25 protein-coding genes and 1 riboswitch are annotated in these 24,493 nt (G+C 69.8%); of the genes, 14 read left to right on the top strand and 11 right to left on the bottom strand.

The features are described from left to right. Nucleotides 1–4: 4 nt before the first annotated feature. The gene (locus tag SACXIDRAFT_RS12970; RefSeq protein WP_006239019.1) at nt 5–682 is read right to left on the bottom strand and encodes a TIGR00266 family protein; all 678 of its coding nucleotides are present in this window, start codon (nt 680–682) and stop codon (nt 5–7) included. 75 nt (nt 683–757) lie between these two features. Here SACXIDRAFT_RS12970 and moeA point away from each other — a divergent pair, with 75 nt between their 5' ends. The 5 genes from moeA to SACXIDRAFT_RS12945 all read left to right on the top strand — a co-directional run bounded on the left by moeA (nt 758) and on the right by SACXIDRAFT_RS12945 (nt 6,791). Further along, nucleotides 758–1,963 carry a molybdopterin molybdotransferase MoeA gene (moeA, locus tag SACXIDRAFT_RS12965; RefSeq protein WP_006239018.1) on the top strand — a complete coding sequence of 402 codons (1,206 nt, stop codon included), beginning with the start codon at nt 758–760 and terminating at the stop codon, nt 1,961–1,963. 226 nt (nt 1,964–2,189) lie between these two features. Further along, nucleotides 2,190–2,450 carry a GlsB/YeaQ/YmgE family stress response membrane protein gene (locus SACXIDRAFT_RS12960; protein ID WP_006239017.1) on the top strand — a complete coding sequence of 87 codons (261 nt, stop codon included), beginning with the start codon at nt 2,190–2,192 and terminating at the stop codon, nt 2,448–2,450. 172 nt (nt 2,451–2,622) lie between these two features. Next, entirely contained in the window at nt 2,623–3,306 is a 684-nt protein-coding gene (locus tag SACXIDRAFT_RS12955; protein WP_006239016.1) for a phosphatidylserine decarboxylase, read from the top strand. A 19-nt stretch (nt 3,307–3,325) separates the two neighbouring features. Beyond that, nucleotides 3,326–4,312 carry a CDP-alcohol phosphatidyltransferase family protein gene (locus SACXIDRAFT_RS12950; RefSeq protein ID WP_006239015.1) on the top strand — a complete coding sequence of 329 codons (987 nt, stop codon included), beginning with the start codon at nt 3,326–3,328 and terminating at the stop codon, nt 4,310–4,312. A gap of 235 nt (nt 4,313–4,547) precedes the next feature. Beyond that, a complete protein-coding gene (locus SACXIDRAFT_RS12945) occupies nt 4,548–6,791 on the top strand; it encodes an AAA family ATPase (RefSeq protein WP_006239014.1) in 2,244 nt (747 codons plus the stop codon). Nucleotides 6,792–6,854: 63 nt separating this feature from the next. Here SACXIDRAFT_RS12945 and SACXIDRAFT_RS12940 read toward each other — a convergent pair whose 3' ends face one another. Together SACXIDRAFT_RS12940 and SACXIDRAFT_RS12935 are read right to left on the bottom strand one after the other, a co-directional pair. Beyond that, nucleotides 6,855–7,502, bottom strand: coding sequence for a LytR C-terminal domain-containing protein (locus SACXIDRAFT_RS12940; RefSeq protein WP_006239013.1), 648 nt, complete (start codon nt 7,500–7,502; stop codon nt 6,855–6,857). After that, nucleotides 7,499–7,822: a DUF3263 domain-containing protein gene (locus tag SACXIDRAFT_RS12935; RefSeq protein WP_006239012.1), complete on the bottom strand. Its 324-nt coding sequence runs from the start codon at nt 7,820–7,822 to the stop codon at nt 7,499–7,501. The genes SACXIDRAFT_RS12940 and SACXIDRAFT_RS12935 overlap by 4 nt, the downstream gene beginning before the upstream one ends. A 129-nt stretch (nt 7,823–7,951) precedes the next feature. On the opposite strand from SACXIDRAFT_RS12935, the gene SACXIDRAFT_RS12930 reads away from it, so the two are divergent. The 4 genes from SACXIDRAFT_RS12930 (at nt 7,952) to thiD (SACXIDRAFT_RS12915) (ending at nt 12,146) form a co-directional block, all read left to right on the top strand. Next, nucleotides 7,952–8,509, top strand: a complete 558-nt coding sequence (locus SACXIDRAFT_RS12930) for a peptide deformylase (protein ID WP_006239011.1) — start codon at nt 7,952–7,954, stop codon at nt 8,507–8,509. Nucleotides 8,510–8,613: 104 nt separating this feature from the next. Further along, nucleotides 8,614–9,417 (top strand): hypothetical protein, encoded by an 804-nt coding sequence (locus SACXIDRAFT_RS21790; protein ID WP_006239010.1) that lies wholly within the window; start codon nt 8,614–8,616, stop codon nt 9,415–9,417. Between the two features lie 237 nt (nt 9,418–9,654). Then, nucleotides 9,655–11,301, top strand: coding sequence for a phosphomethylpyrimidine synthase ThiC (gene thiC, locus SACXIDRAFT_RS12920; protein ID WP_006239009.1), 1,647 nt, complete (start codon nt 9,655–9,657; stop codon nt 11,299–11,301). Next, entirely contained in the window at nt 11,298–12,146 is an 849-nt protein-coding gene (gene thiD / locus SACXIDRAFT_RS12915) for a bifunctional hydroxymethylpyrimidine kinase/phosphomethylpyrimidine kinase (protein ID WP_006239008.1), read from the top strand. Before thiC ends, thiD (SACXIDRAFT_RS12915) begins: the two co-directional genes overlap by 4 nt. Before the next feature lie 21 nt (nt 12,147–12,167). Here the strand turns inward: thiD (SACXIDRAFT_RS12915) and SACXIDRAFT_RS12910 are convergent, their stop codons facing one another. Next, on the bottom strand, nt 12,168–13,376 hold the full coding sequence (locus tag SACXIDRAFT_RS12910; protein WP_006239007.1) for a phosphodiester glycosidase family protein: 1,209 nt from the start codon (nt 13,374–13,376) through the stop codon (nt 12,168–12,170). A 154-nt stretch (nt 13,377–13,530) separates the two neighbouring features. On the opposite strand from SACXIDRAFT_RS12910, the gene SACXIDRAFT_RS12905 reads away from it, so the two are divergent. Together SACXIDRAFT_RS12905 and thiD (SACXIDRAFT_RS12900) are read left to right on the top strand one after the other, a co-directional pair. Then, nucleotides 13,531–15,234: a PstS family phosphate ABC transporter substrate-binding protein gene (locus tag SACXIDRAFT_RS12905; RefSeq protein WP_006239006.1), complete on the top strand. Its 1,704-nt coding sequence runs from the start codon at nt 13,531–13,533 to the stop codon at nt 15,232–15,234. Between the two features lie 58 nt (nt 15,235–15,292). Then, the gene (gene thiD / locus SACXIDRAFT_RS12900) at nt 15,293–16,126 is read left to right on the top strand and encodes a bifunctional hydroxymethylpyrimidine kinase/phosphomethylpyrimidine kinase (protein ID WP_006239005.1); all 834 of its coding nucleotides are present in this window, start codon (nt 15,293–15,295) and stop codon (nt 16,124–16,126) included. A gap of 14 nt (nt 16,127–16,140) precedes the next feature. Here thiD (SACXIDRAFT_RS12900) and SACXIDRAFT_RS12895 read toward each other — a convergent pair whose 3' ends face one another. The 4 genes from SACXIDRAFT_RS12895 to thiO all read right to left on the bottom strand — a co-directional run bounded on the left by SACXIDRAFT_RS12895 (nt 16,141) and on the right by thiO (nt 18,817). Next, complete coding sequence (locus tag SACXIDRAFT_RS12895) at nt 16,141–16,590, bottom strand: MarR family winged helix-turn-helix transcriptional regulator (protein ID WP_006239004.1); 450 nt, start codon at nt 16,588–16,590, stop codon at nt 16,141–16,143. A gap of 80 nt (nt 16,591–16,670) precedes the next feature. Further along, nucleotides 16,671–17,504, bottom strand: coding sequence for a thiazole synthase (locus tag SACXIDRAFT_RS12890; protein WP_006239003.1), 834 nt, complete (start codon nt 17,502–17,504; stop codon nt 16,671–16,673). Nucleotide 17,505: 1 nt separating this feature from the next. Beyond that, complete coding sequence (gene thiS / locus SACXIDRAFT_RS12885) at nt 17,506–17,706, bottom strand: sulfur carrier protein ThiS (protein WP_006239002.1); 201 nt, start codon at nt 17,704–17,706, stop codon at nt 17,506–17,508. Next, complete coding sequence (gene thiO / locus SACXIDRAFT_RS12880; RefSeq protein WP_006239001.1) at nt 17,684–18,817, bottom strand: glycine oxidase ThiO; 1,134 nt, start codon at nt 18,815–18,817, stop codon at nt 17,684–17,686. Before thiO ends, thiS begins: the two co-directional genes overlap by 23 nt. Further along, a riboswitch (TPP riboswitch) is annotated at nt 18,813–18,916 on the bottom strand. (Overlaps the previous gene by 5 nt.) A 46-nt stretch (nt 18,917–18,962) precedes the next feature. On the opposite strand from thiO, the gene thiE reads away from it, so the two are divergent. Further along, nucleotides 18,963–19,640 carry a thiamine phosphate synthase gene (gene thiE, locus SACXIDRAFT_RS12875; RefSeq protein WP_006239000.1) on the top strand — a complete coding sequence of 226 codons (678 nt, stop codon included), beginning with the start codon at nt 18,963–18,965 and terminating at the stop codon, nt 19,638–19,640. A 73-nt stretch (nt 19,641–19,713) separates the two neighbouring features. Here the strand turns inward: thiE and SACXIDRAFT_RS12870 are convergent, their stop codons facing one another. After that, a complete protein-coding gene (locus SACXIDRAFT_RS12870; protein WP_006238999.1) occupies nt 19,714–20,601 on the bottom strand; it encodes a hypothetical protein in 888 nt (295 codons plus the stop codon). Nucleotides 20,602–20,768: 167 nt separating this feature from the next. Continuing rightward, complete coding sequence (locus SACXIDRAFT_RS12865) at nt 20,769–21,503, bottom strand: GntR family transcriptional regulator (RefSeq protein WP_006238998.1); 735 nt, start codon at nt 21,501–21,503, stop codon at nt 20,769–20,771. 168 nt (nt 21,504–21,671) lie between these two features. On the opposite strand from SACXIDRAFT_RS12865, the gene SACXIDRAFT_RS12860 reads away from it, so the two are divergent. Then, nucleotides 21,672–22,691, top strand: coding sequence for an SIS domain-containing protein (locus SACXIDRAFT_RS12860; protein ID WP_198284377.1), 1,020 nt, complete (start codon nt 21,672–21,674; stop codon nt 22,689–22,691). Further along, nucleotides 22,688–23,692 (top strand): N-acetylglucosamine kinase, encoded by a 1,005-nt coding sequence (locus SACXIDRAFT_RS12855; RefSeq protein ID WP_006238996.1) that lies wholly within the window; start codon nt 22,688–22,690, stop codon nt 23,690–23,692. The genes SACXIDRAFT_RS12860 and SACXIDRAFT_RS12855 overlap by 4 nt, the downstream gene beginning before the upstream one ends. Nucleotides 23,693–23,801: 109 nt before the next feature. On the opposite strand, the gene SACXIDRAFT_RS12850 is transcribed toward SACXIDRAFT_RS12855, so the two are convergent. Then, nucleotides 23,802–24,473: a DUF3159 domain-containing protein gene (locus SACXIDRAFT_RS12850; protein ID WP_040922630.1), complete on the bottom strand. Its 672-nt coding sequence runs from the start codon at nt 24,471–24,473 to the stop codon at nt 23,802–23,804. Nucleotides 24,474–24,493: the final 20 nt, after the last annotated feature.

Genomic DNA, 24,493 nt, shown 5'->3' with positions numbered 1-24,493 from the left:
CGGCCTACCTTGACGGCATCCGGGCGATCAACCACGCCAGCAGCGCGTCCGGGTTGCGGGTCTGCGTGAGGATCTGCCCGGGGCCCGCGAAGTCGAACACGAAACCCTCGCCGCTCTTCAGCGACTGGATGACCCCCTGGGACACCTTGCGAAGCTGCGACTGCACCGTGTCGGCGTAGGCCACCACATGCCCCGAGTCGATCGTGACGTACTCACCGGGTTGCAGGTTCACGACGTCGATGGCGCCGTAGCAAGCCACGACCAGCTGCCCCTGCCCGACGGCGTGGGTGAGGAACCCGCCCTCACCGCCGAAGAGGTTGCCGAACCCGCCCCACTTGGTATCCAGCTGGATGCCGTGCGAGTTGGCGAGCCACGAACCGCGCGTGACACACCAGCCGACACGGCCGTCCATCTCGATGATCCGGACGTCACCGGGAAGTCCGGGAGCGACATCGACCCACCCCCCGTTCGGCGGAGCCGTGTACGTCGAGACGAACAGCGACTCGCCACCGAGGATGGCTCTCCCAAGCCCCTTCATGACGCCACCCTGCGTACTGGCCTGCATGTGCATGCCGTAGCTGGTCGCGACCATGGCCCCCGATTCGACCTGCGCGGGTTCATGCGGCGCCAGCAGCAACCTCGCGACCGCGAACGACGGCTGGTGACGGACCTGTACCTGCACTGTGTCTCCCCTGTTCGTGCAACATCCGGCGCGGGCAAGTTTGGCACGAGCCCCCCTGGCGACGAGGATGGTCTCGTGATCTCCGTCGAAGAACACAGGAGCAGGGTCCGCGACGTGGTCGGAACCCGGCCGGTCGCTCACCGCGCGCTGGCCGACTGCGCCGGACTGGTACTCGCCGAGGACATCGGTGCAGGCGTTTCGCTTCCGCCGTTCGACAACTCCGCGATGGACGGTTACGCCGTCAGCTCGGCCGACGTCGCGATGGCGAAGGCGGGCTCACCCGTCGTGCTGCCGGTCGAGGGCGACATCCCCGCAGGGCTCACGGACGTGCCCGCGCTGCGGCAGGGCACGGCGCTGCGGATCATGACCGGCGCCCCGGTACCTGAGGGCGCCGACAGCGTCGTCATGGTGGAACACACCGACGGCGGCGAACGGCGGGTCACGATCTCCGCAGCCGTCGAGGCAGGCACCCACATCCGCCGTGCGGGCGAGGACGTCAGGGCAGGCACCGTCGTCCTGCGCGCCGGGACGGTGCTCGGGCCAGCACAACTCGGACTCGCCTCCGCCGTGGGTGTGGACCGGCTGCCCGTGTTCGAACCACCCCGCGTGCTGGTGGTGTCAACGGGAACCGAACTCGTGCACCCGCCTCGGCCACTGCGGCACGGCCAGATCTACGAATCCAACAGCGTGATGCTCGTGGCGGCGCTCAGGTCACTCGGCTGCCACGTCGAGACCATCCGCTGCGTGGCCGACGACGTCGCCACATTCCGCGCCGCCGTTGAACCGAAGCTTGCCGGAACCGATCTCGTGGTGACGTCGGGGGGAGTCAGCGCGGGCGCGTACGAGGTCGTGAAGGACGCGCTCGCGGGCGTCGGAGTTAGCTTCGGCAAGGTGGCGATGCAGCCAGGCGGCCCGCAAGGGTGCGGGCGGTGGCAGGGCGTTCCGGTGGTGACGCTGCCGGGCAACCCGGTGAGCGTCCTCGTGTCCTTCGAGGTGTTCGTGCGACCCGCGGTGCTGGCGGCACTCGGGCACGCGAACCCGGAACGCACCCGCGTGCCTGCCCGGCTGACCGAGACGTTGACGTCACCGAAGGGCAAACGGCAGTTCCGGCGCGGCTACTACACGCGGGAAGAAGGCGAGGTCGCCGGCGTCGTCGCCCCGAAGGGCGGCCCAGGCTCCCACCTGCTCGCGTCGCTGGCCGAGGCTAACTGCCTCATCGTCCTCGACGAGGAGACCGTCGAGGCCCCGAAAGACTCCACCGTCGAGGTCCTCCTCCTCTGACCCGTGTCCGCACTTGATGCACCCGTGTCCGCACTTGATGCACCCGTGTCCGCACTTGATGCACCCGTGTCCGCACTTGATGCACCCGTCCCTCTAGTGCAAGCACCCGCACGGTGAGTGCAAACACCCGTACGAGAAGTGCGGACACGGCGGGTCGGTGCGGCCGCACCTGGTGTGCATATGTGCTCGCGGACGGTGATCGGACGCTGTTCTAGGCTCCGGCGCCATGGGCTTTCTCTCCTGGATCATCTTCGGCGCGCTCGCGGGCTGGGCGGCAGGTCTGATCGTCGGCGGCAGCCGCCGCCGACACCGGGGTTGCGTTCTGAACGTGCTGGTGGGCGTGGTCGGAGCCACCCTCGGCGGCTTCGTCTACCGCCTCGCGACGGGAGAGCCGAAGACCTTCGCGTTCGACTTCCCGAGCTTCGGCGTCGCGGTGCTCGGCGCCGTGCTCCTGCTCGCCGTGTTGCAGCTGCTCGAACGGCGATGACCGCCGACAAGGGACGGGAGCACCAGCATGACTACCACCCTTTGTAACGTTTTACCTACAGTTGGTGACGATTCGGCGAGAACGTCCTAACATCGACGATCCGCGGCCGGGTGGCGTACGACGTCGGGGGGCGGACGGCACCCGGCCCGTCCATTGCGGGAAAATCGACGTCATGAGCGCCAACTCGCTCGGCCATGCCGCGCGTCTCGTCCGTGAAACCCTTCCCCCGATGCACCGTGCGGGCCGCCCGTTCGTCGCGGGTGGTGCCGCAGCCACCCTCCTGCTGAGGAAGCTGTCCCCCCGGCTCGGCCTGCTGGCCGGGCTCGGCACGCTGGCGACGGCGGCCTTCTTCCGCGAGCCGAAACGTGTCCCTCCGCTGCGCGACGACCTCGTGCTCGCGTCGGCCGACGGACTCGTGTCGCTGATCGAGGAGGCGACCCCGCCCGCCGAACTCGGCCTCCCCGACCGGCCGCTCACCCGCGTCAGCGTTTTCCTTTCCGTTTTCGATGTTCACGTCCAGCGAACGCCCGCGCGCGGTACGGTCGAGAAGGTGGCCTACCGGCCCGGCAAGTTCCTGTCCGCCGACCTCGACAAGGCCAGTGAGGACAACGAACGAAACTCCGTGCTGCTCCGGCTTCCCGACGGGCGAGCGCTCGTTGTGACGCAGATCGCGGGGCTTGTGGCGAGGCGTATCGTCTGCGAAGTCGGTGAGGGCGATCACGTCGAAGCCGGGGCGACCTACGGTCTGATCCGGTTCGGCTCACGGGTGGACACCTACCTGCCGCCCGGAAGCCGGGTGCTGGTCCGTAAGGGCCAGCGCACGATCGGCGGCGAGACCCCTCTCGCCGAGGTATGACTTTGTGAAGGACTGATATATGTCCCGGACCACACCCGGTGTCCGGCTCCTGCCGAACGCGATCACCGTGCTGGCGTTGTGTGCCGGTTTGTCCGCCGTGCAGTTCGCCCTCGGCGGGCAGTACGGTCTCGCGCTCGGCGCCATCGGGCTCGCAGCGGTGCTCGACAGCCTCGACGGCCGGATCGCACGCATGCTCGACGCGACCTCCAAGATGGGCGCGGAGCTGGACTCCCTTTCGGACGCGATCTCGTTCGGTGTGGCTCCCGCGCTGGTGTTGTATGTGTGGTTGCCCGACCCCGGCAAGCTCGGCTGGGTGGCCGCGCTGATCTTCGCTGTGTGCATGGTTCTGCGGTTGGCGCGGTTCAACACGCTGCTGGATGACGTCGAGCAACCGCCGTACGCGAGTGAGTTCTTCGTCGGTGTGCCCGCACCCGCAGGTGGTTTGCTCGCGCTGCTTCCGGTGATGGCCACGCTGGAGTTCGGTCAGGGCTGGTGGTCGAGCGGTTCGGTGGTGTGGGTGTGGACGGTGGCGATCTCCGCCCTGTGTATCAGCCGCATCCCGACGATGTCGTTGAAGAAACTGAAGGTTCCCGCGAAGGCCGCCGCGCCGCTGCTCGTCGTCGTCGGCCTCGCGGCGGCGGCGACGATCCAGTACCCGCTGATCGTGCTGATGAGCGTCCTGCTGCTCTACCTGGCGCACGTCCCCTACGCTGTGCGCCGCTACCAGTGGCTCGCGAAGCACCCTGAGGCGTGGGACGTGCCGGCGAAGGAGCGCAGGGCCATCCGCCGTAGCCGCACCCAGCGCCGTATCGGGCTACGGAAACCGCAGTTCCACAAGGTCGCAGGCGCGGCCCGGCGCGCGGTGAAGCGCCCCCGCGCCACGACGGCGCACGTGCCGAGGGTCTACCCGCCCGACACCATCGCCGCCCCCCGTGGTCGCATCGACGACCGCGGCCCTCGCAGGCGGAACTGGCGCAGGATCGGGCTGAGGCAGGGCAGGGAGTGACCCGCGGTTGTGCGTGATCGCCGCGACCACGCACAACCCTTCGTCCTGGACGGCACCTCGGTCTCCGGGGGCAGGGCCGTGTTCGCCTCGCACGGCGCATCCCCGACCGACGTACGACTGACGAGCGCGGGAAACGTACGAGGTACCGACACCCGCACACCAAGTGCCAACACTCGCACACCAGGTGCGGACACGGCTGGGGGGTTGGCGGGCTTGGCGCGTCTAGAGTGGTGATGTGTCGTCACCACGGCTTCCGCTGACCGTCCGCCACACCACTTCAGCGCTCGACTCCCGAAGGGGTGTCATCCGGCTCCATCCGGAAGTGCTCGACGCGCTCGGGCTGAGGGCGTGGGACGCCGTGAGGCTCACCGGGGCCAGGGTCAGCGCGGCGCTCGCCGCAGCCTCGCCTCCTGGTTCGGCGCCCGGCGTCGTGCTCGCCGACGACGTCACGATGGCCAATCTCGGGATCACGGAGGGCTCCGAGGTGATCGTCGAGCCGTGCGAGGTGAGCGCGGCTCGCAGCGTCACGGTGGCCGGTTCGCGGCTGGCCACGATGTCGCTGACACCGCACACGTTGCGGTTGGCGCTGCTGGGCAAGGTGTTCACGGTGGGCGACGCCGTGTCGCTGCTGCCGCAGGACCTCGCTCCTCCGCCGGGGTCGGACGTCGCCGCCGCGCGTGGCGTGCTGTCCCGCTCGATCGGTGCCTCATGGACGACGGAACTCCTCACGATCACCGCCACCGACCCGCAAGGCCCTGTCGCCGTCGGTCAGGCGACCGTCGTCTCGTGGCGAGGTGACACACCGCCGCGCCACACATCCGCTCCCACGCAGCCGGACACGACGCCGATCGATGTGGAACCGCTGGACGTCGGCACCCAGCCCGGTGGCCAAACCGGTAACCAGGAGGACGCCGCGCCGCCCCTCGCGGACCTCGCGGGCGCCGAGACCGCCGCCCGCACACTGTCCGAGTGGCTCGACCTCGCGTTCCACCGGCCCGATCTTCTCAGCAAGCTCGGTACCTCACCACACCTCGGAATTTTGCTGTCCGGTCCCGAGGGCGTCGGGAAGACGACACTGGTGCGTTCCGTGGCCCGCGCCTCGGAGATCGACGTCGTGACGGTGGAGGTACCCACGCTGGCGGTGCTGGAGCCCGACGCGGCTGTCGCGCGGCTGGCTGAGGCCGTCGCGGCCACGTCACGCGCGGAGCCGAGTGTCCTGCTGCTCACCGACATCGACACCCTGCTGCCCGCGTCATCGCCGCCTCCCGTCGCGACGGTCGTGCTCGACCGGCTTCGCGAGGCCCTCACTCGCGCGGGCCTCGCCGTGGTGGCCACGACGGCGCACCCCGAAGCGGTCGATCCCCGGCTGCGCGCGGTGGACCTGCTGGACAGGGAGTTGCGCCTCGGCATGCCCGACGCGCGGACACGGGCGGAGTTGCTGGGAGTGCTGCTGCGGCAGACACCGCTCGACAGCGGCATCGACCTGGGGGCGGTGGCCGAGCGCACGCCGGGTTTCGTTGCCGCCGATCTGGTGGCGCTGCGACGCGACGCCGCTCTGCGCGCGGCCCTGCGCCACACCGGCGAAGGCGGCGAACCGCGTGTGCGCCAGCAGGATCTGCTCGACGCGGTGGAATCCGTACGCCCGATCTCGATGTCCACCACCGATACATTGGCCACAGGTGGCCTCACACTCGACGACGTCGGTGACATGGCGGACGTCAAGCAGTCGCTGACCGAGGCGGTGCTGTGGCCGCTGCGTTACCCGGACTCGTTCGCGAGGTTGGGCGTCGCTCCGCCTCGCGGCGTGCTGATCTACGGCCCTCCCGGCAACGGCAAGACGTTCCTTGTGCGCGCGCTCGCCGGCACCGGGGCGCTGAATGTGTTCTCGGTGAAGGGCGCCGAGTTGATGGACAAGTGGGTCGGCGAGTCCGAACGCGCCGTTCGCGAGCTGTTCCGCAAGGCCGCTGAGGCCGCGCCGTCGCTGATCTTCCTGGACGAGGTTGACGCGCTGGTGCCCCGGCGTGGGCAGTCGAGCGATTCCGGCGCGTCCGACCGCGTCGTCGCCGCACTGCTCACCGAACTCGACGGTGTCGAACCGTTGAGGGACGTCGTTGTCGTCGGCGCCACCAACCGCCCCGAGCTGGTCGATCCCGCGTTGCTTCGCCCTGGCAGGCTGGAACGGCTGATCTACGTGCCGCCGCCGGACGCCGAGGCACGGGCTCAGATTCTTCGGGCGAGCGCCCGGAACACACCGCTGGCCGACGACGTGGATCTCGACGCGCTCGCCGCCCAGCTCGAACGGTACTCGGCGGCCGACTGCGCGGCGCTGATCAGGGAGGCCGCGCTGACCGCGATGCGGGAGTCGCTTGAGGCCGCCGAGGTCACCGCCCGGCATCTCGCCAAGGCCCGCGAAGCTGTGCGCCCGTCACTGGACCCGGCGCAGCTCGCGGAACTCGAAGCGTACGCGGAATCCCGCTGACCGCGCGGCAGCGCAGAGGACCCGACGGCCCTGCGGCGTGGTCAGCCGCGAGGCACGCGGGATTCACTTGGCGGTGTCAGGCCCCGCGTAGTCGCTCGTGACGATCATGATGAGGCCGGGACTTGCGTCGGCGATACCGTCGAATCTCGGCTCGACGCGCATGCCGAACGTCTCGGCGAGCGCGCGTGCGGTGGCCTCCTCGTCGGTGCCAGGCCGGTAGTAGATGGTGCTGGCGGGGATCACACCGGCCGAGTAGTTGCCGGTCTCGACGACGTCCCACCCCAGCGCCTCGAGATCCTCCGTCGCCTCGGCGGCGAGGCCCTTGACCGTGCTGTTGTTGTACACCCGCACCGGCACGGAAACCTCGGAGATCGGCCGGTCCTCGGCACCGCCGGAGTCGCCGGAGTCGCCCGGATCGGCGCCGTCGCCGGAATCCCCGGGCGCACCGGTCGGGTCAGCACCGTCGGTGCCGCCGTCCTTCTCGCCGCCCTTCTCGCCGTCGCCCTGCTTCTCCGAGGACGGCGCGGGCTTGCGACTCTCCTGCCCGTTGCCGGGTGTGGGATCAGCGGGCGAGGTGGCGGCGGCATTGTCGGGTTCGTCCCCGCCCGAAACGAGCGTGACGCCCCCGACCGCGGCCGCGACGACGGCGACCGCGAGCAGTCCCAGCCCCGCGGCCCGCATGGGCCTTGACACCCCGTCGAAGATGCTCATGGCAGTTCAATCCCCAACCGCCGTGCCGCGCGGGTGCGCTGCCGGGAAGCGCGCACCTTTCGAAGCCGCTTCACCAGCATCGGGTCCGCGCGCACGGCTTCCTGCTTATCGATGAGCTTGTTCAGGATCTGGTAATAGCGCGTGGGCGACACGCCGAACTGATCGCGGATCGCCTGTTCCTTGGCGCCCGCGTATCTCCACCACTGGCGCTCGAACGCGAGGACGTCCAGCTCACGCTGGGTCAACCCGGACCCGTGTTCTGCCTGTCCGCTCTGCGGGGACGGGCGGCCATCCGGGGCCATCGACTCCGCGGCGTCCATCTGACTCCTCGCAGGTTCGGGTGAATCACCTGGTCTCTTCCGGTTTGCCATTAGATCACGAAAGAAGGCGTCCGCGTGGGTAGCACGCCCGGCGCGTCTGGGTGTCGGGCACCGCTAGGATGGCGAGGCGTGACCATCCACGCCATTCGCATCGCAGGCGACCCGGTGCTGCACCAGCCCACCCGCGAAATCTCGACGTTCGACGCCGAGCTGGCCACGCTCGTCGATGACATGTTCGAGACCATGTACGCGGCCGAAGGGGTCGGCCTCGCGGCCAACCAGATCGGCGTGGACCTCCGCGTTTTCGTCTACGACTGCCCTGACGACGAGGGAAACCGCTTCAAGGGCGTCGTGGTCAACCCGGCCCTGTCCACTTCCGAGATCCCGGAGACGATGCCCGATCCCGACAACGACTGGGAGGGGTGCCTCTCCGTGCCGGGCGAGTCCTACCCCACGGGCCGGGCCTCATGGGCGAAGGTCACCGGGTTCGACGTCGAGGGCAATCCCATCGAAGTGGAGGGCACCGGATACTTCGCGCGGTGCCTGCAACACGAGACCGATCACCTCGACGGCTACATCTATCTCGACAGGCTGGTCGGCAGGCACGCCCGCGCGGCGAAGAAGATGCTCAAGTCCAACAGGTGGGGCGTGCCGGGCAACAGTTGGCTGCCTGGCGCGGAGGACTGAACGGGATCGGGTCCGAGATTGCTTCCCCGGCGCTCGGCGCAAGAGCCGTGCCTTCGTCTCGGAGGCTTCGAGCGGACGGCACCGGCTGCGGCTGAGAAGACGGCGTGACCGCGCGCGATGAGCCTTCCCCGCTGGCCGGCCTCGACGCCGTGGACTGGAGCCTCCGGTGGGACTGCGAGGGTGCCGTTGACCGGGTTCCCTCGTTGCTGCGCCAGTTGTGGACCGGCAGCTCGGGCACCGTCGGCGAGTTACGTAGGCGGCTCGCGCCCGACCATTCACTCCACACCTGCGTCGCTGTGCGTGATGCGACCCCCGCCGCCGTGCCTTTCCTGGTGAGACTCGCTCAAGACTCAAGGACGCCGAAGCGGGGGCTCGTACTCGACCTGCTCCTGCGGATCGCGGACGCGGTCGCCGACGGACCTGTCGAGACCTGCTTCGGCAGGTGGCCCGAGGCGTGGCTGACAGCGTGCGGACGCGCACTGAGCAGGACCGGCGTCGAGGAGTGGTTCGCGCTCCTCGATAGCACCAGAGACGGGGATCGGCGCAGGGACGTGCTGCGGCTGCTCGCGATCGGCCGCTGGTTCGACAAAGGCGGGCTGATGTTCAGGTTGTGGCAGTCGGTGCTCGATGCCTCCGATGCCGGACACCTCGCCGAGCGCCTGATCGGCTTGGCCTATGCGACCCGAGGACGTGCTCGGCCTTGCGACGACGCCGACGCCTGGGCCGTCGAGCTGTCGAATTGGCTGGAGCAACGGCCCTACCCTTCGTCCGCCGACACCGGCGACGCTGTGAGCATCGCGCTGCGGCACCTCCCCGGCTGGATCGACACCGGAACCGTCGATGCGCTCGCCGATCTGGTGCACGACGAGCCGCGCTCAGGCGAAGCGGACGCGCCGAGGACCGGATGACCTGCGACGTGCGGCTCGGCAGGGAGAAGGCAGCCGTGTCCAGTCGTGGCCACTCCCACCGTTGCGGCGGGTTGAGTTGCGCTCGGCGGCATGGCATGGTCGGGAGGACAACTACAGAAGTCGCGGGAGCTCGCGCCTTGGCGGGCTGAGAGGGCGGCTGGTGTCCGTTCGGAAGGACCCGGTGCCGCCGACCGCATGAACCTGACCGGGTAATGCCGGCGTAGGGAGTGAGTTTTCTTGACGGCAGCCGAACGCGCCACGGTTCGTCCCAGCGTCACCACCGGCCCCATCACCGGATCGCGCAAGGTCTACTCCGTAACGGAGTCGGGCCTTCGGGTTCCGGTACGGCGAATCGATCTCTCCAACGGTGAGCACTTCGACGTCTACGACACCTCCGGCCCCTACACAGAGGCCGAAGCAAAGAACACTGTGGACGTCCACAAGGGACTTCCACGGCTCAGGGAGTCCTGGGCGGAAGGCCGCGAGCACAACACACAACTCGGCTGGGCGAAAGCCGGGGTCGTCACGCCCGAGATGGAGTTCGTCGCGGCCCGCGAGCGCGTCGATCCCGAGTTCGTGAGGGCTGAGGTGGCCAGGGGCAGGGCGGTGATCCCCGCCAACCGCAGGCACCCCGAGTCGGAGCCGATGATCATCGGCAAGAACTTCCTCGTCAAGGTCAACGCCAACATGGGCAACTCCGCCGTGTGGTCGTCGGTCGAGGAGGAGGTGGACAAGATGGTGTGGGCGACCCGCTGGGGCGCCGACACCATCATGGACCTCTCGACGGGCAAGCGGATCCACGAGACCCGGGAGTGGATACTGCGGAACTCGCCCGTCCCGGTCGGCACCGTGCCGATCTACCAGGCGCTGGAGAAGGTCGGCGGCGAGCCGGAGAAGCTGTCGTGGGAGGTCTACCGCGACACCGTGATCGAGCAGTGCGAGCAGGGCGTCGATTACATGACCGTCCACGCGGGAGTGTTGCTGCGATACGTCCCGCTCACCGCGAACCGCGTGACGGGCATCGTCTCGCGCGGCGGCTCGATCATGGCGGCCTGGTGCCTCGCCCATCACAAGGAGTCGTTCCTCTACACGCACTTCGAGGAACTGTGCGACATCCTGCGGGACTACGACGTGACCTTCTCGCTCGGCGACGGGCTGCGTCCCGGCTCGATCGCCGACGCCAACGACCGCGCCCAGTTCGCCGAGCTCGAAACCCTCGGCGAGCTGACCCACATCGCCCGCGAACGTGACGTGCAGGTGATGATCGAGGGCCCTGGGCACGTGCCCATGCACAAGATCAAGGAGAACGTGGAGCTGGAGGAGAAGCTCTGCGGCGAGGCGCCGTTCTACACGCTTGGACCGCTGGCCACCGACATCGCCCCCGCCTACGACCACATCACGTCGGCCATCGGCGCCGCACAGATCGGCTGGTACGGCACGGCGATGCTCTGTTACGTCACGCCGAAGGAACATCTCGGCCTCCCCGACCGCGACGACGTCAAGACCGGTGTCATCTCGTACAAGATCGCCGCGCACGCCGCCGACCTCGCCAAGGGGCATCCGTACGCCCAGGAGTGGGACGACGCTCTTTCGAAGGCTCGCTTCGAGTTCCGCTGGAACGATCAGTTCAACCTCTCGCTGGACCCCGACACCGCGCGCGCGTTCCACGACGAGACGCTTCCGGCCGAGCCTGCCAAGACTGCGCACTTCTGCTCGATGTGCGGGCCGAAGTTCTGCTCGATGCGCATCACGCAGGACATCCGCGCCTACGCCGAGGAACACGGCCTGACCAGCACCGAGGCGATCGAGGCAGGCATGAGGGAGAAGTCAAGGGAGTTCACCGACCACGGCGGGCAGGTCTACCTGCCCGTGGTTGACCGATGACCGAGACGCCGAAGACCGCGCTCACCATCGCGGGTTCCGACTCCGGCGGAGGTGCGGGCCTTCAGGCGGACCTGCGGACGTTCTTCGCCTGCGGAGTGCACGGGATGACCGCGGTCACGGCGGTCACCGTGCAGAACTCGATCGGCGTGAGCGGGTTCACCGAGATCCCGCCCGGCATCGTCGCCGCGCAGATCGAGGCCGTGGCCAGCGACATGGGGGTGAACGCGGCGAAGACGGGAATGCTCGCCAGCGCCGAGATCATCTCCACTGTCGCGTCCACTGTGGACGCGCTTGGTTTCGGGAGGGAGCGGCAGACACCCTTCGTCGTCGATCCCGTGGCCGCGTCCATGCACGGCGATTCACTACTGCGTGACGACGCGCTGGAGGCGCTCCGCACGGAACTCCTGCCGAGAGCCACGCTGGTGACGCCCAACCTCGATGAGGTCCGGCTGCTGACGGGGCTCGACGTCAACGACGTCGCAGGCCAGCGCGACGCGGCCGAGGCTCTGCTCGCGCTCGGCCCGCAGTGGGTGCTCGTCAAGGGCGGGCACGCCACAGACAGCCCACGCTGCGTTGACCTGCTGTCGGACGGCACTCACGTGCTGGAGTTCGAAGGTCCTCGCTACGACACCCCGCACACCCACGGCGGCGGCGACACGCTGGCCTCCGCCATCACCGCGCATCTCGCGAAGGGGCTCGGGGTTCCCGACGCGGTGTCGGCAGGCAAGAAGTTCATCGAGCGCTGCGTTGCGGAGTCCTACCCGCTCGGCGCGGGCGCCGGCCCGGTCTCGCCGTTCTGGCGACTCGGGCCGGACATCCCTTCACCCGCATCGCGGGATTCCTGAAACCCCGCGAGCGCGCGTGTGTCAGCGGCGTGGGAACACTCCCACGCCGTTGGCCACGGCGCGGGGCCTTCCGTCGGAGGGATCGTTGACGACGGTGACGCTGCCCGCACCGTGCTCTCTGAGCACCATCGTCGATGACCCGCCGCCGTCGAGGTTGATCACGTCAGTTGCCCCGAACGACCGCATCAGCTCGGCGAGTTCGGCCACGGTCATGCCGACGCTGTCGTCCGAACGACCGTCAACGACGACAAGCCACACGGTGCGGCCGTCGGCGCTCACCCCCGCCGCGGTCCTCGGCGCGAGCGCTTTGGTGTCGAGCCCCGGCAGGTCCGCGCCCTCACGCGCGATGGGGAAACCACCGACCGCGAAGGACAGCGGCGGCCCTTCGGCAGGCACCAGCCGGTACTTCACGCGCACCCGATCGCCTGGGTCGAGCCGCTCCAGCTCGTCGGCGCCGTCCTCCCGGCCCACGAGCACGACGGTGTCGTCCGCGATCAGTCCCTCGCCCGGCCGGTCGTGCTCCCCGACCACGATCCCGTCGCGCACGACGACCTCCTCGGTCTCGTCGCTGCACGGTGCCTTGCGGCTGGTGTCACTACCGCAGGTGGCCCTGACCCTGTTGGCGCTGCCCCATTCGCTGGTGAACACCGCGATGCCGTTCTCGGCGAGCGCGTAGGTGTTGTAGCCCTCGATGTCGAAGACGTCCTCGCCGCTGATCACCCTGCCTGCGATGTCGAGCTCGGCCAGCCTGGCCTTGCCGTTGACCCCAACGCCGAGCACGTCACGGGTGGACGTCGTCGGCGGCAGCGCGGGACCGAAGCGCTGCGCGTCGGGGGCCGCCGTCTTGAGGTCTTCGCCTGCCGCGACGGCCGGTCCGACGGCGGCGCCCGTCGCGGGGATGCCGGGGTGCGTGGACGAGATGTTGAAGAAGTCGCCGTTGACCCCCGCGAGCGCACCCGCCGCGTCGGCCATGTCGGGCACCTCGTCGCGGGCGGCGACCCTGCCGGGGTGCAGCAGGTCCAGCCGCGCCTGCCGCAGGTCCACGGTCACCAGGTGACCCAGGACCCTGCCGTGTGCGGTGTCCAGCGTCAGCGAGCGGTACTCGACGCCCTCGGCGACGGTGGTGCCGTCTTCCGAAGCCGTGGCCGGGGCTGCGGGGAGGAGACACCCTGCGAGGACCGCCGCGGCAGCGAGCGAGCCGCCGCGACGAAGCAGTGGGGAGATCGTCATGCAGGCGAGGCTGGCATGGCACGCTTCCCCTCGGCCCAGCTGCCTGCGGCGTCGCGGTGAACGTGCGATGAACGAACGGCTGGATCACCCGAATGGCCCGAACCCTCGGCCTACGCTCACCTCTTCCGGCACAGGGGACACGAAAGCGCGCGTGATGATGTTGGGGCAGTTGTTGAGCTGGGTCGTGGAACTCCTCCTTTCCGACGAAACCACCTGGATTCTCGCCGTCGCAGCGGTGACGGCGATCGCCTCGCCTTTCGTCGATCGCTACGTCGTCCGGCGCAAGAGGCTGCACTACCGCGTCCAGTACAACTCCAAGATCGGCCTGAGCCCCGTCAACCTCCGTGACGACGACGACCAGGTGACGCACGTGGACTCCCAGCTGTCGCCGGTGATCGAACTGCTCGACCGGATGAGCATCGTGGTGATCCGCATCCGCAACACCGGGGTCGAGGACATCGCCGACGACGACTTCGCCGATCCGCTCGAGTTCTCCTTCGGGCGCAGAGTGGTGTGGAACGCCCGCATTTCCGAGCCGTCCGTCGAGTCGCATCGCAAACGGCTCAAGCAGGGTTTGGAGTTCTTCACCCGAGACGAACCTCGTCCATCCACAAAGGACCTCGCGGGGGTTCGCAGATCGCTGGGTGAACGGCTCGGCGTGTTGCTGAAGTCGCTGGTCGCGGGCAAGCCGGAACCGGAGAGAGCGGTGACACAGGCCCCGCAGTGGCACGGTGTCCGGCTTCGCAACCTGGCATTGCAGCGGCGGGAGGCGTTCAAACTCGTCGTGGTGCTGCGGGAACCGGACGACGCACTGGACAGCGAGGTGACGAAGGACATCTCCTGCTCAGGCGGCCACCTCTCCGGAGGGCGAGTGCTCGACGAGCGTCAGCAGCGCAGACTCACCTGGCCGCGCGCCGCCATGGCGATGGGCCTGCTGCTCACCGGCGTGCTGCTCACCACGATGCTCGTGGCTTTCTCCCGGCCCCAGCGGGTCTCCGAAGGAGTCGCCTGTGGCACGGGATCGCTGACCGTTGTGGGATCGAGCGCTTTCATGCCGGTGCTCGCCGAACTCGTCGAGCCGTACGAACAGGTATGCGGTGACGTGATCACACCGGAGAAGACGGGCAGCATCGGCGGGGTTCGCAGGCTGGCCGGTGCCGATTCCGGCGAAACGGGAGGGCTCGCCGCCCTGTCCGACGGGGAACCGCGCATCGCCGACGACGGCCTTGTCGCGCAGCCGCTTGCCGTGATCGTGTACGCGGTGGTGGTGGGTGACGGCGCCGGCATCGACTCCCTGACTCCGGACGAGTTACGAGGCATCTACTCCGGGAAGTACACCGACTGGAACCAACTGCGGCGTGGCCCGTCGTTGCCCATCCGCATCATCGGGCGAGGCCAGGAATCCGGTTCCCGGTTGACGTTCGAGTCCACCGTGCTCCGTGGCACCGAAGGCGAGTTGACCTCCGACTCGTGCGAGCGGGCCGACCGCTCCCCGACAGCGAACGTGATCCGCTGTGAACGCGGCTCCGAAACCGACGTGCTCGCGGAGGTCTCGACGACGCGGGGCGCGATCGGCTACGTGGACCTGCCCTCGGCCGTCGCGGCACGGACGGAAGGCGACGCGCTGACGATCGTGCAGCTGGGTGAGCACTTCCCTTCCATCGACACGGCGCGGCACGGCTACCCGTTCTGGACCATCGAGTACCTCTACACCCGCGGCGAGCACGAGGAGGGCTCCACGCTGGCGAGCTTCGTCGAGTACCTGCGCTCCGGCACGGCGAGAGCCGCACTCGCCGAGATGGGATATCCGCCGTGCCTCGACGGCGACGCAGGCCTCCACGAACTGTGTCGGGGATAGCGTCCGCGAACGGCCGACCTGCTCACACTCCGCCGGAGCCGTCGGTGACACTGGAGGGATGAGCGACAAGCGACCGCCGTCCGCCCTGACCATCGCCGGTTCCGATTCCGGAGGGGCCGCGGGGCTCGAAGCCGATCTGCGCACGTTCCTCACCTGCGGCGTGCACGGGCTCGTCGCTGTGACGGCCGTGACGGTGCAGAACACCCTCGGCGTTCACGACCGCTCCGACATCCCGGCGCGGATCGTCGCGGGCCAGATCGAGGCCGTCGCGGAAGACATGGGCGTCGATGCGGCCAAGACCGGGATGCTCGCCTCCGCCGAGATCATCGAGGCCGTCGCGGAAGCGTGCGAACGCGCGGGTATCGGTGGCAACGGGGCGACTCCCTTCGTCGTCGATCCCGTCGCCGCGTCCATGCACGGGCATCCGCTGTTCGACGACGCGGGGCTTTCGGCACTGCGTGAGCGGCTGCTGCCGATGGCGACCGTGGTGACCCCGAACCTCGACGAGGTGCGCCTGCTCACCGGCATCGAGGTGACGCGCAGGGAGCAGATGCCCGACGCCGCTGTGGCTCTGCACGCTCTCGGCCCCCGGTTCGTGCTCGTGAAGTCCGGTCACCTCACCGACGACCCGGAGTGTGTTGACCTGCTCTTCGACGGCACCGTGTTCACGGAACTGCCGGGGCCTCGCCACTCGACACCGCACACCCACGGCGCGGGCGACGCGATGGCTTCGGCACTGACCGCGGGTCTCGCTCGCGGGATGAGCATGCAGGAGGCCGCCAGGTTCGGGAAGTGGTACGTGGCCAACGCCGTCCGGCACTCCTACCCGATGGGGGCGAAGATCGGCCCGGTCTCGGCGTTCTGGAGGGTCGCGGACGAACCGGGCGCCTGAAACCCGGCCGTCAGTCACACCCTCGGCCGCTCCTCCTCGCCCAGCAGCGCTTCCAGTGCGGGAACGGCCGCCTCCAGTGCCTGGCGGTGTTCAGGGGAGAGCCGGTCGATGCGGGCGCTCAACTCGTGAATGCGGGTGGAGCGCACATCGGACAGCAGGCGTTCACCTTCGGCCGTGAGCGCCACGAGCCATGCCCTGCGGTCGATCGGATCGGGCTCGCGGTGCACGTACCCGCTCTCGACGAGCGCGGCCACGATCCGCGACATCGTGGCCGCGGCGACGCCCTCCCGTGCCGCGAGATCCCCGAGGCGCATCCGCCCGCACGACCCGAGCGTGGCCATGGCCGAGATCGCGCCGTGCCCCGGCCCCGGCGCGCTCGCCTGCCGCAGCGACCGGGAGAGCCGTCCGATGATCAGAAACAGCCTTCCGGGTACGTCGGACGACGACTCGGGCGACTCGGTCACATCGGGCTCCTTCGGTTCGCACCTCGGCGGGCTTTGCGCACACCTTACGGTCGGAAAAACCGGCTCAGGAGAGCGACCCTTCAGCGTGGCGGACTCGAAGCGTGTGCCCAGAACCGCTTCGGAATCCGGCCTGCCTGCCGCGCCAGCCTGCCCGCGATCACGGCCGCGCGCATGGCGCGCGCCATGCGCTCCGGGTCCTGCGCCCTCGTGACGGCTGTCGAGAGCAACACGCCGTCGCAGCCCAGTTCCATCGCGAGCGCCGCGTCGGACGCGGTGCCGACACCGGCGTCGAGGATGATCGGAACGCCCGCCCTCGCCACGATCAACTCGATGTTGTGCGGGTTGCGGATACCGAGGCCGGTGCCGATGGGCGAACCCAACGGCATCACAGCGGCACACCCGGCCTCTTCGAGGCGCAGAGCCAGCACGGGATCGTCGTTGGTGTAGGCCAGCACGGAGAATCCGTCGGCCACAAGGCGTTCGGCGGCCTCCAGTGTCTCGATCGGATCGGGCAACAGGGTGCGGTCGTCGGCGTGGACCTCCAGCTTCACGAGGTCGGTGCCGAATGCCTCACGCGCCAACTGTGCGGTGAGCACGGCCTCGGCGGCGTTACGGCAGCCCGCCGTGTTGGGCAGCAGTTCGATTCCGAGGCGCCGCAACAGGTCGAGCACCCCGGAGCCACCCTCGGCGTCGGCCCGCCGCAACGCGACCGTCGTCAGTTCCGTCCCCGACGCGACGAGCGCACGTTCGAGCACGCTCAGGTTGCTCGCCCCACCCGTTCCGATGATCAAGCGTGAGGTCAGCTTGTGGTCGTCGATGACAAGGTGGTCGCCTGCGTCGTTGGTGTGGTCGTGGCTCGTACGGCCCTCGGCGAGAGCGTCCTGGCCCACCTCAGGTTCGGTACCCGCGCTCATGTCACCCTCCCTGCACGGCGGTGAGGATCTCCACCGCCGCCCCTTCGACGACCTCGACCTCGCCCCATGCCCCTCGGCGGATCACCTCGCCGTCCACCGCGACGGCGACTCCCTTGGCGTCCCCGACGGCGATGGCCAGCACGTCGGCGACCGTGCTGCCGTCGGGAAGCTGTCTGCTCTCACCGTTGACAAACACCCGCATCAGCGCGCTCCTCACTCGCGTTCCTGTCCGGTCGTGCCTTTTCCGTGCCGGGCGGCGCCGGGGTGCCCGACAGCCACGCCAGCACCGCGTCCGAGGTGATCGGCGCCAGCAGGAGGCCGTTGCGGTGATGCCCCGTCGCCGCGTACACACCGTCGCTCAGCAGGCCGAGGTAGGGCACGTTGTCGTCGCTGCCTGCCCGAAGCCCTGCCGTGGTCTCGATCAGCTCGTACTCGGTGATGCTCGGGAAAACCCGCTCAGCCCCTTCGAGCAGTTCCCGCACACCCCGCGCTCGCACACCGGTGTCGAAGCCCGCCTCGTACTGCGTCGCGCCGAGCACCAGCGACCCGTCGTCCCTCGGCACCAGGTACACGGGGCGGGACTCGACCACGGCCCTGATCGTGTGCCGTGGCGGGGGGAGTGTGCCCCTGCGCGAACGCAGCCTCAGGATCTCCCCCTTCACCGGCCGCACCGCCGAGGCGAGTTCGGGATGAAGCGTGCCGCTGTGAGCGCCCGCGCAGAGCACCACGGCGTCGAACCGCCGCGCTCCGGACGACGCCGTCGCGACGCGGTCGGCTGCGAGTTCCACCACGGCCTCGGCAACGAACTCCGCACCACGCGCTCGCGCGGCGAGCAGCAGCGACTCCAGAAGGCGGCGGTTATCGACGAAGACGTCGCCCGGCACGAGCAGCCCCGACCGCACAGAGCCGAGGCCGGGTTCCGTGCGGCGGAGTTCCCTACCCGTGACGAGGGTGGCGCTCCTGCCGATGCCGTCGAGATACCCGGCGAGGACGCCGAGCTGGTCGGCATCGGCGCGGTCGAACGCGGCGACGATCGTGCCCTGCGCCGAAAGCCCGCAGTCGAAGCCCTGCGCCCGCAACTCACGCGCGAACGCGGGCCAGCGGCGTAACGACTCCTCACCGAGCGCGAGCGCGGCCTCCTCGCCCGGCCACGCCTCGGCGACGGGCGCGAGCATCCCGCCTGCCACCCAGGACGCACCACCGCGCGCGGGAAGGGGATCGAACACGGTGACGCGGTGACCTGCGGAGACCGCCCGCCACGCCACGGCGAGGCCGATGACACCGGCACCGACGACCGCGACGTCTGTACTCATCGAAGATCACGCTCCCTGCGCCGGCATGACCCGGATCAGGTTCCACGGTCGGAGCGCTTGCTCCCTCTCAGCCCTTCGCGGGCTCCCGTGCGGACGACTGCCAGCCTACCCCGCGCGTGCCGTGCGGCCGTACTACGGTGGCGGCATGCCCGGCCTCGACGGTGATCGCATCAGGAAGCGTCTCGACGACGCGCGGCTCTACCTCTGCACCGACGCCCGCGCGCGTCAGGGCGACCTCGCCGAGTTCGCCGACGCGGCACTCGCCGGCGGCGTGGACATCGTGCAGTTGAGGGACAAGACCGGCGGAAAGCCGCTCGAAGCGGCGCAGGAGATCGCGGCGCTTGAGATACTCGCCGAGGCATGCGCCAGGCACGGCGCCCTGCTCGCGGTCAACGACCGCGCCGATGTCGCGGTGGCCGTGGATGCCGACGTCCTGCACCTCGGCCAGGACGACCTTCCGGTCGCCGTCGCGAGGCGGATCGTCGGTGACGACGTGGTGATCGGCCGCTCGACCCACTCGTGGGAGCAGGCCGCCGCGGCTGCCACAGAGGAAGGCGTTGACTACTTCTGCGTCGGCCCGTGCTGGCCGACCCCCACCAAGCCGGGAAGGGCCGCGCCGGGACTCGACCTCGTCCGCGCCGTGTCCTCCGGCATCGAGACCACGCGACCGTGGTTCGCCATCGGCGGCATCGACCTGGCCCGCCTCGACGACGTGCTGGCGGCGGGAGCCGAAAGAGCCGTCGTGGTCCGCGCCATCACGGAGGCCGGCGATCCCGCCGAGGCGGCGCGGGAGCTACGGCACGGTCTCACCCGCGCGGGCTGAGTCCTCTCGCCGTCCTCTCGCCGTCCTCTCGCCGTCCTCTCGCCGTCCTCTCGCCGTCCTCTCGCCAGCCGCCTCACTCCTGGGAGCCCGGCTGCTCACCTCCCGCGGGATCGCTGGACGGCTCCCGCGACGGCTCGACGGACCCACCGGGTCCCTCGTCAACCGGAGTGCTCTCGTCCGGCTGCTCCGTCGGCTGGGTCGGCTCCACCGGCTCGGTCTCCCCTGGCGGAACGGTCCCGGTGCCGCTGCCGTCCTGGCCGTCCTCGTCGTTCCCGCCGTTCTCACCGCCCTGCTCGCCCTGGCTCTCCCGTTCGTCGGGCGGTACCGACGTCGAGGTGGTGCCGCCGTCGTCCGGCTGCCACAGGCCGTTCTGCGGCGACCGGTGCTCGCCGTCGGCTGCTCCGCCGCGAACGATGCTGCTCACCGTGGTCGAACCGTCCCCTGACAACGCTTTGCCGGTGACACCTTCGTAGCCGGTGACGACGAGCATCCCGATGACGAACGCCAGCGCACTCGTCGCCGCGAGTACCGGTCCCCTGCGGCGCCACCACTGGCGGCGTTCACGGGCGTTCTCGGCCTCGCCAGAGGAGGCCAGCACCCTGGTCCGCTCCCTGGCCTGGTGCATGGCCGCGTACTCGTCCAGCTGCTCCCGGCTCGGCGCGGGTAGGTACAGGGTCTTGTCGAGATCGGCCTGCCGCTCCCTGCGCCTGCGCCGCCCCGCCACAAGCTGTGCGGCCGCGCGGGTCCGCTCCAGGGACCTCATGAACAGTTCGCTGCCGACCGTCGTCACGACACTGAGCAGTCCAGCCCCGACCACGGTGCCGTAAACCCCGAGGGTGGAACACAGAAACGCCGCCGTCACGGCCGCGAGCGCGGCCGCGGCAACCTGCGCCGGTGACAATCCCGGCTTGCCAGGCTCGCGCGAATCGGTGTCGTCTGCCTTCGTCCTGTCGTCGATCATGCCTCTCGATCCGCTCGCACTCCCCGGACAACCCCTCTAACGTGACCATCGCCCGAGTTGCTCCCGGCGTTGCCCGACGTGAGCACGATTACGTCACATCAGGCTTTCCCTGCGAGACAAGACCATCCATTGTGGACCGAGGCCACTGACCCAGCGCGAAGGAACGGTCACGGACGGGTCAGCGTCGTGACGAACTTGTAGCGGTCGCCCCGGTAGATCGAGCGCACGTACTCCACCGGCTTGCCGTCCGAGGCGAACGTCTGCCGTGCCAGCAGCAGCACCGGCATGCCGACGTCGGCGCCGAGCAACTCCGCCTCCTGCGGGCCTGCGAGCGACGTCTCGATGGTCTCCTCCGCCCGGTCGAGTTCCACGCCGTAGCGGTCGCGCAACGCCTCGTACAACGAGCCGCCCGACGCGACGTGCTTGCGGAGGCCACGGAACCGCGCCGACGGCAGGTGCGTGGTCTCCAGCGCCATCGGTTCGCCGTCGGCGAGCCGCAGTCTGTGCAACCTCAGCACCTTGGCGCCGGTGCGGACACCGAGCAGTCTCGGCAGCTCACCCTCGGCGGGGACCTCGTCGATGTCGAGCACCTGCGACGACGGTTCCCTGCCCTGCGCGCGGATGTCCTCGGTGTAGGAGGACAACTCCAGCCGTTGGGCCAGCTTGGGTTCCGCGGCGAACGTGCCCTTGCCCTGCACCCGGTGCAACCGGCCCTCGGCCGTCAGATCGGCGAGCGCCTGCCTGACCGTGGTCCTGGAGACGGTGAACTCCGTCGCCAGTGCCCGCTCCGTCGGGATGGCCGATCCGGCAGGCAGGGATTCCAGCAGGTCGAGCAGGTGTTGTTTGAGCGCCCAGTACTTCGGCTCCCGCTGTGTTCGCGTGCCGGAAAGCGTCTCCACCATTGCCGACTCCCTCACTAAGACACCTACCCCCTCACCCTGGAACGTACCCTGCGGATAGTACGTTGAACGTGGTCAGTATTGGTCTAGACCGGTCAGGCCGCGACCTGGGTGACCGGCTCGGGTGAAAGCAGGGTGACGACGTTGAACGACACCGCATCTGGCAGGCACATGGCCGCCGAGGTGGCGCAGCAACCCGCCGTGCTCGCCGGGTTGGTCCAGGCACGTTCCGACATCGCCTCGGTCGCCTCCCGGATCGCCGAACGCCCCCCTCGGTTCGCCCTCCTGGCCGCGAGAGGGTCGAGCGACCACGCCGCCATCTACGCGAAGTACCTCGTCGAGGTCCTGCTCGGCCTGCCCGCGGGGCTGGTCTCGCCCTCCACCACCACGCTGTACCACGCGGAGCAGGACCTCTCCGACGTCCTGCTGATCTCGGTGAGTCAGAGCGGCGGCTCCTACGATCTGCTCGAGGTCACGCAGACCGCGAGGGCGCGCGGGGCGCTGACCGTCGCCGTCACCAACACCCCGTCGTCACCGCTGACCGAGGCCGCCGAGTTGTCGGTTGACGTCCGCGCTGGCACGGAGAACGCCGTCGCGGCCACCAAGACCTACTCGGCCACACTGCTCGCCCTCTACCTGCTGGTTGACGCGATCCGGGGCGGAAAGGGCGAACACGTCGCCGACATCGGCGAGCTGGCAGAGCGCACCCTCGCCGACACCGAGGACGACGTCGCGAGGGCTGTCGAGCGGTACCGGTTCGCCGACCGTATCCTCACCACCGCCCGCGGCTACTCGTTCGCCACCGCGCTGGAGGGTTCGCTGAAACTCGCGGAGACGAGCTACCTCTCCACCCGCGCCTACAGCGGTGCGGACCTCCTGCACGGCCCTGTCGCCGCCGTTGACACCGAGACCGCCGTACTCGGCGTCACGAGTGCGGGCAAGGGCGGCGCCGCGTTGCTCGACGTGCTCGACACGGTGTCGCAGCGCGGCGCGGACGTGCTGTGCGTCGGCTCGGCGGCGCGTTCCGTGCCCTCGGCCGCGCTGACCGTCCCCATCGCCGAAACCGCCGAGGAGGTCGCACCGATCCTGGAGGTGCTGCCACTCCAGCGCCTCGCGCTGGGGCTCGCGCTCGCCCGTGGCTACGACCCGGACTCCCCGCGCGGGCTTCGCAAGGTGACGAGGACGCGATGAGGCTCGCCGTCGGGGTTGACGCGGGTGGTACGTCCACGCGCGCCATGGTGATCGACGACAGCGGGCACGTCAGGGGCAGCGGCTCGGCAGGTGGAGGGAACCCGAACTCACATCCCCCCGAGTCGGCGGCGCTGGCGATGGCGGAGGCGGTGGCCCGCGCCCTCGGCGAGACCGGAGCGGACCCCGCCGACGTGTGCGCGTGGGTGATCGGCATGGCAGGGCGCAGCAAACTCACGGACCCCACGATCGCCGCCGTGTTCGAGCGCGCGTGGAACGGCCTCGGTCTCGTCCGTGCCGGACGGCCACGACTCGTGTCCGACGCGGTGGCGGCCTTCGTGTCGGCGACGCCCGAACCGGACGGCACGGTGCTCGTCGCGGGCACGGGTTCGGTGGCAGGCCGCATCAGGCAACGGGACCTCGTCGCCACCGTCGGCGGCTACGGCTGGCTGCTCGGCGACGAGGGATCGGGCTTCTGGCTCGGCAGGCAGGCCGTGCGGACGGCGCTCGACGTGCTCGGCGGCAACCACCCGCCGTCGCGGCTCGCCGATGCCGTGCTCCACAAGGCGGGTATCGAGGCGCACGCACCCGACGCGGCCTTCCGGCTGATCACCGCGGCCAACGCGGGGTCACCCATCGACCTCGCCCGCTTCGCGCCGCTGGTGAGCGCCGCACACGCCGAGGGCGACGCCGCCGCGCAGTCGATCGTGGAGCGTGCGGCGGAGCTGCTCACCGAGACCGTCCTCGCGGCGCGCGACGAGGGTGAGACCACTCCGGTTGTGCTCGTCGGCAGCGTGGTGGGCCGGAGCAGCCCGGTGGGCGACGCCGTGCGTGCCGCGCTGACAACCGCGACCGACGCCCCCGTGCTCAGCAGCGACAACGGCGTGCTCGGGGCTGCCTGGCTCGCGGCGCTGGACGCCTTCGGGCCCGGCCTGCCTCGCCCGGAAACGGGTACGGTGGAACAAGGCCCCCGGACCTCCCCCTCGCCGGGGGCCGCTTCCTGACCCGGTGAGGTGCCGAAGCGCCTGTGAGCCGTGCTCAGCCGGTTGCCGGCACAGACGCCGACACTCACGGTTGCCGACATGGTGTGCCGAGGGGTGCCGACAGGTGCCGTCAGCTCCGCTCGACGGCTTCGAGCGACGACGCGGGGTGCCGTAGTCCCGGATGGTCGTCGGGCAAGCAGCGGTATAGCACCCACCCGCTGGCCACGAGGGTGGCCAGCACCAGCGGCCACGACAACACCACCCGCGCGACGCTGAGCGCCACCACATCGCCTGCGGCCCAGAGCGCGCCGAACACGGCAACGCGCACCGAGTACTGGCCCACCCACAGCCAACTGGCGCGGGCGTAGGCGCGCACGAGCGCGGGGTCAGAACGCCACCGCGTCTTCTGGCCCAGCACGAAACCGACCACAACGCCGAGCATCGGCCAGCGCACCACGATGCTGATGGCCCATACGAGCGCGCTCGCGACGTTGGCCAGCAGTTGCGGGAGGAAGAAGTCCACCGCCCGGCCCGTGTACAGGGCGATCAGCGCGGCGACGACCACGGCGGCGAGGCTCACCAGCACAGCCCCCGCCCTGCCGCCTCGGGCGAGGCGGACCGCGCCGATCACGACGCTCACCGCGATCGCGACGGCGGCCCCCCAGCCGATGGACGAACCACCGGCAAGCCAGCCGATCCCGAACGCCACCGGTGGAAAACTCGCGTCCAGCGCACCCTTGCGCCCGCCGAGCAGGCTGGCGAGCGACTCGCGCCTGCCGTCGCCTCCGGACCCGTCGCTCACGTTCTCCAGCGTGCCGCAAA

It is taken from the genome of Saccharomonospora xinjiangensis XJ-54 (genome assembly GCF_000258175.1).
Lineage (GTDB): Bacteria > Actinomycetota > Actinomycetes > Mycobacteriales > Pseudonocardiaceae > Saccharomonospora > Saccharomonospora xinjiangensis.
Note: the sequence above shows the minus strand (reverse complement) of the source record. Positions and strands in the feature narration are given on the sequence as shown.

Coding starts and splice junctions, on each gene's coding strand:
- SACXIDRAFT_RS12960 (WP_006239017.1), top strand. CDS start 2,190: ATGGGCTTTCTCTCCTGGATCATCTTCGGCGCGCTCGCGGGCTGGGCG.
- SACXIDRAFT_RS12955 (WP_006239016.1), top strand. CDS start 2,623: ATGAGCGCCAACTCGCTCGGCCATGCCGCGCGTCTCGTCCGTGAAACC.
- SACXIDRAFT_RS12950 (WP_006239015.1), top strand. CDS start 3,326: ATGTCCCGGACCACACCCGGTGTCCGGCTCCTGCCGAACGCGATCACC.
- SACXIDRAFT_RS12940 (WP_006239013.1), bottom strand. CDS start 7,502: ATGAGCATCTTCGACGGGGTGTCAAGGCCCATGCGGGCCGCGGGGCTG.
- SACXIDRAFT_RS12935 (WP_006239012.1), bottom strand. CDS start 7,822: ATGGACGCCGCGGAGTCGATGGCCCCGGATGGCCGCCCGTCCCCGCAG.
- thiD (WP_006239008.1), top strand. CDS start 11,298: ATGACCGAGACGCCGAAGACCGCGCTCACCATCGCGGGTTCCGACTCC.
- SACXIDRAFT_RS12910 (WP_006239007.1), bottom strand. CDS start 13,376: ATGACGATCTCCCCACTGCTTCGTCGCGGCGGCTCGCTCGCTGCCGCG.
- SACXIDRAFT_RS12905 (WP_006239006.1), top strand. CDS start 13,531: ATGATGTTGGGGCAGTTGTTGAGCTGGGTCGTGGAACTCCTCCTTTCC.
- thiD (WP_006239005.1), top strand. CDS start 15,293: ATGAGCGACAAGCGACCGCCGTCCGCCCTGACCATCGCCGGTTCCGAT.
- SACXIDRAFT_RS12890 (WP_006239003.1), bottom strand. CDS start 17,504: ATGAGCGCGGGTACCGAACCTGAGGTGGGCCAGGACGCTCTCGCCGAG.
- thiS (WP_006239002.1), bottom strand. CDS start 17,706: ATGCGGGTGTTTGTCAACGGTGAGAGCAGACAGCTTCCCGACGGCAGC.
- thiO (WP_006239001.1), bottom strand. CDS start 18,817: ATGAGTACAGACGTCGCGGTCGTCGGTGCCGGTGTCATCGGCCTCGCC.
- thiE (WP_006239000.1), top strand. CDS start 18,963: ATGCCCGGCCTCGACGGTGATCGCATCAGGAAGCGTCTCGACGACGCG.
- SACXIDRAFT_RS12870 (WP_006238999.1), bottom strand. CDS start 20,601: ATGATCGACGACAGGACGAAGGCAGACGACACCGATTCGCGCGAGCCT.
- SACXIDRAFT_RS12865 (WP_006238998.1), bottom strand. CDS start 21,503: ATGGTGGAGACGCTTTCCGGCACGCGAACACAGCGGGAGCCGAAGTAC.
- SACXIDRAFT_RS12860 (WP_198284377.1), top strand. CDS start 21,672: ATGGCCGCCGAGGTGGCGCAGCAACCCGCCGTGCTCGCCGGGTTGGTC.
- SACXIDRAFT_RS12855 (WP_006238996.1), top strand. CDS start 22,688: ATGAGGCTCGCCGTCGGGGTTGACGCGGGTGGTACGTCCACGCGCGCC.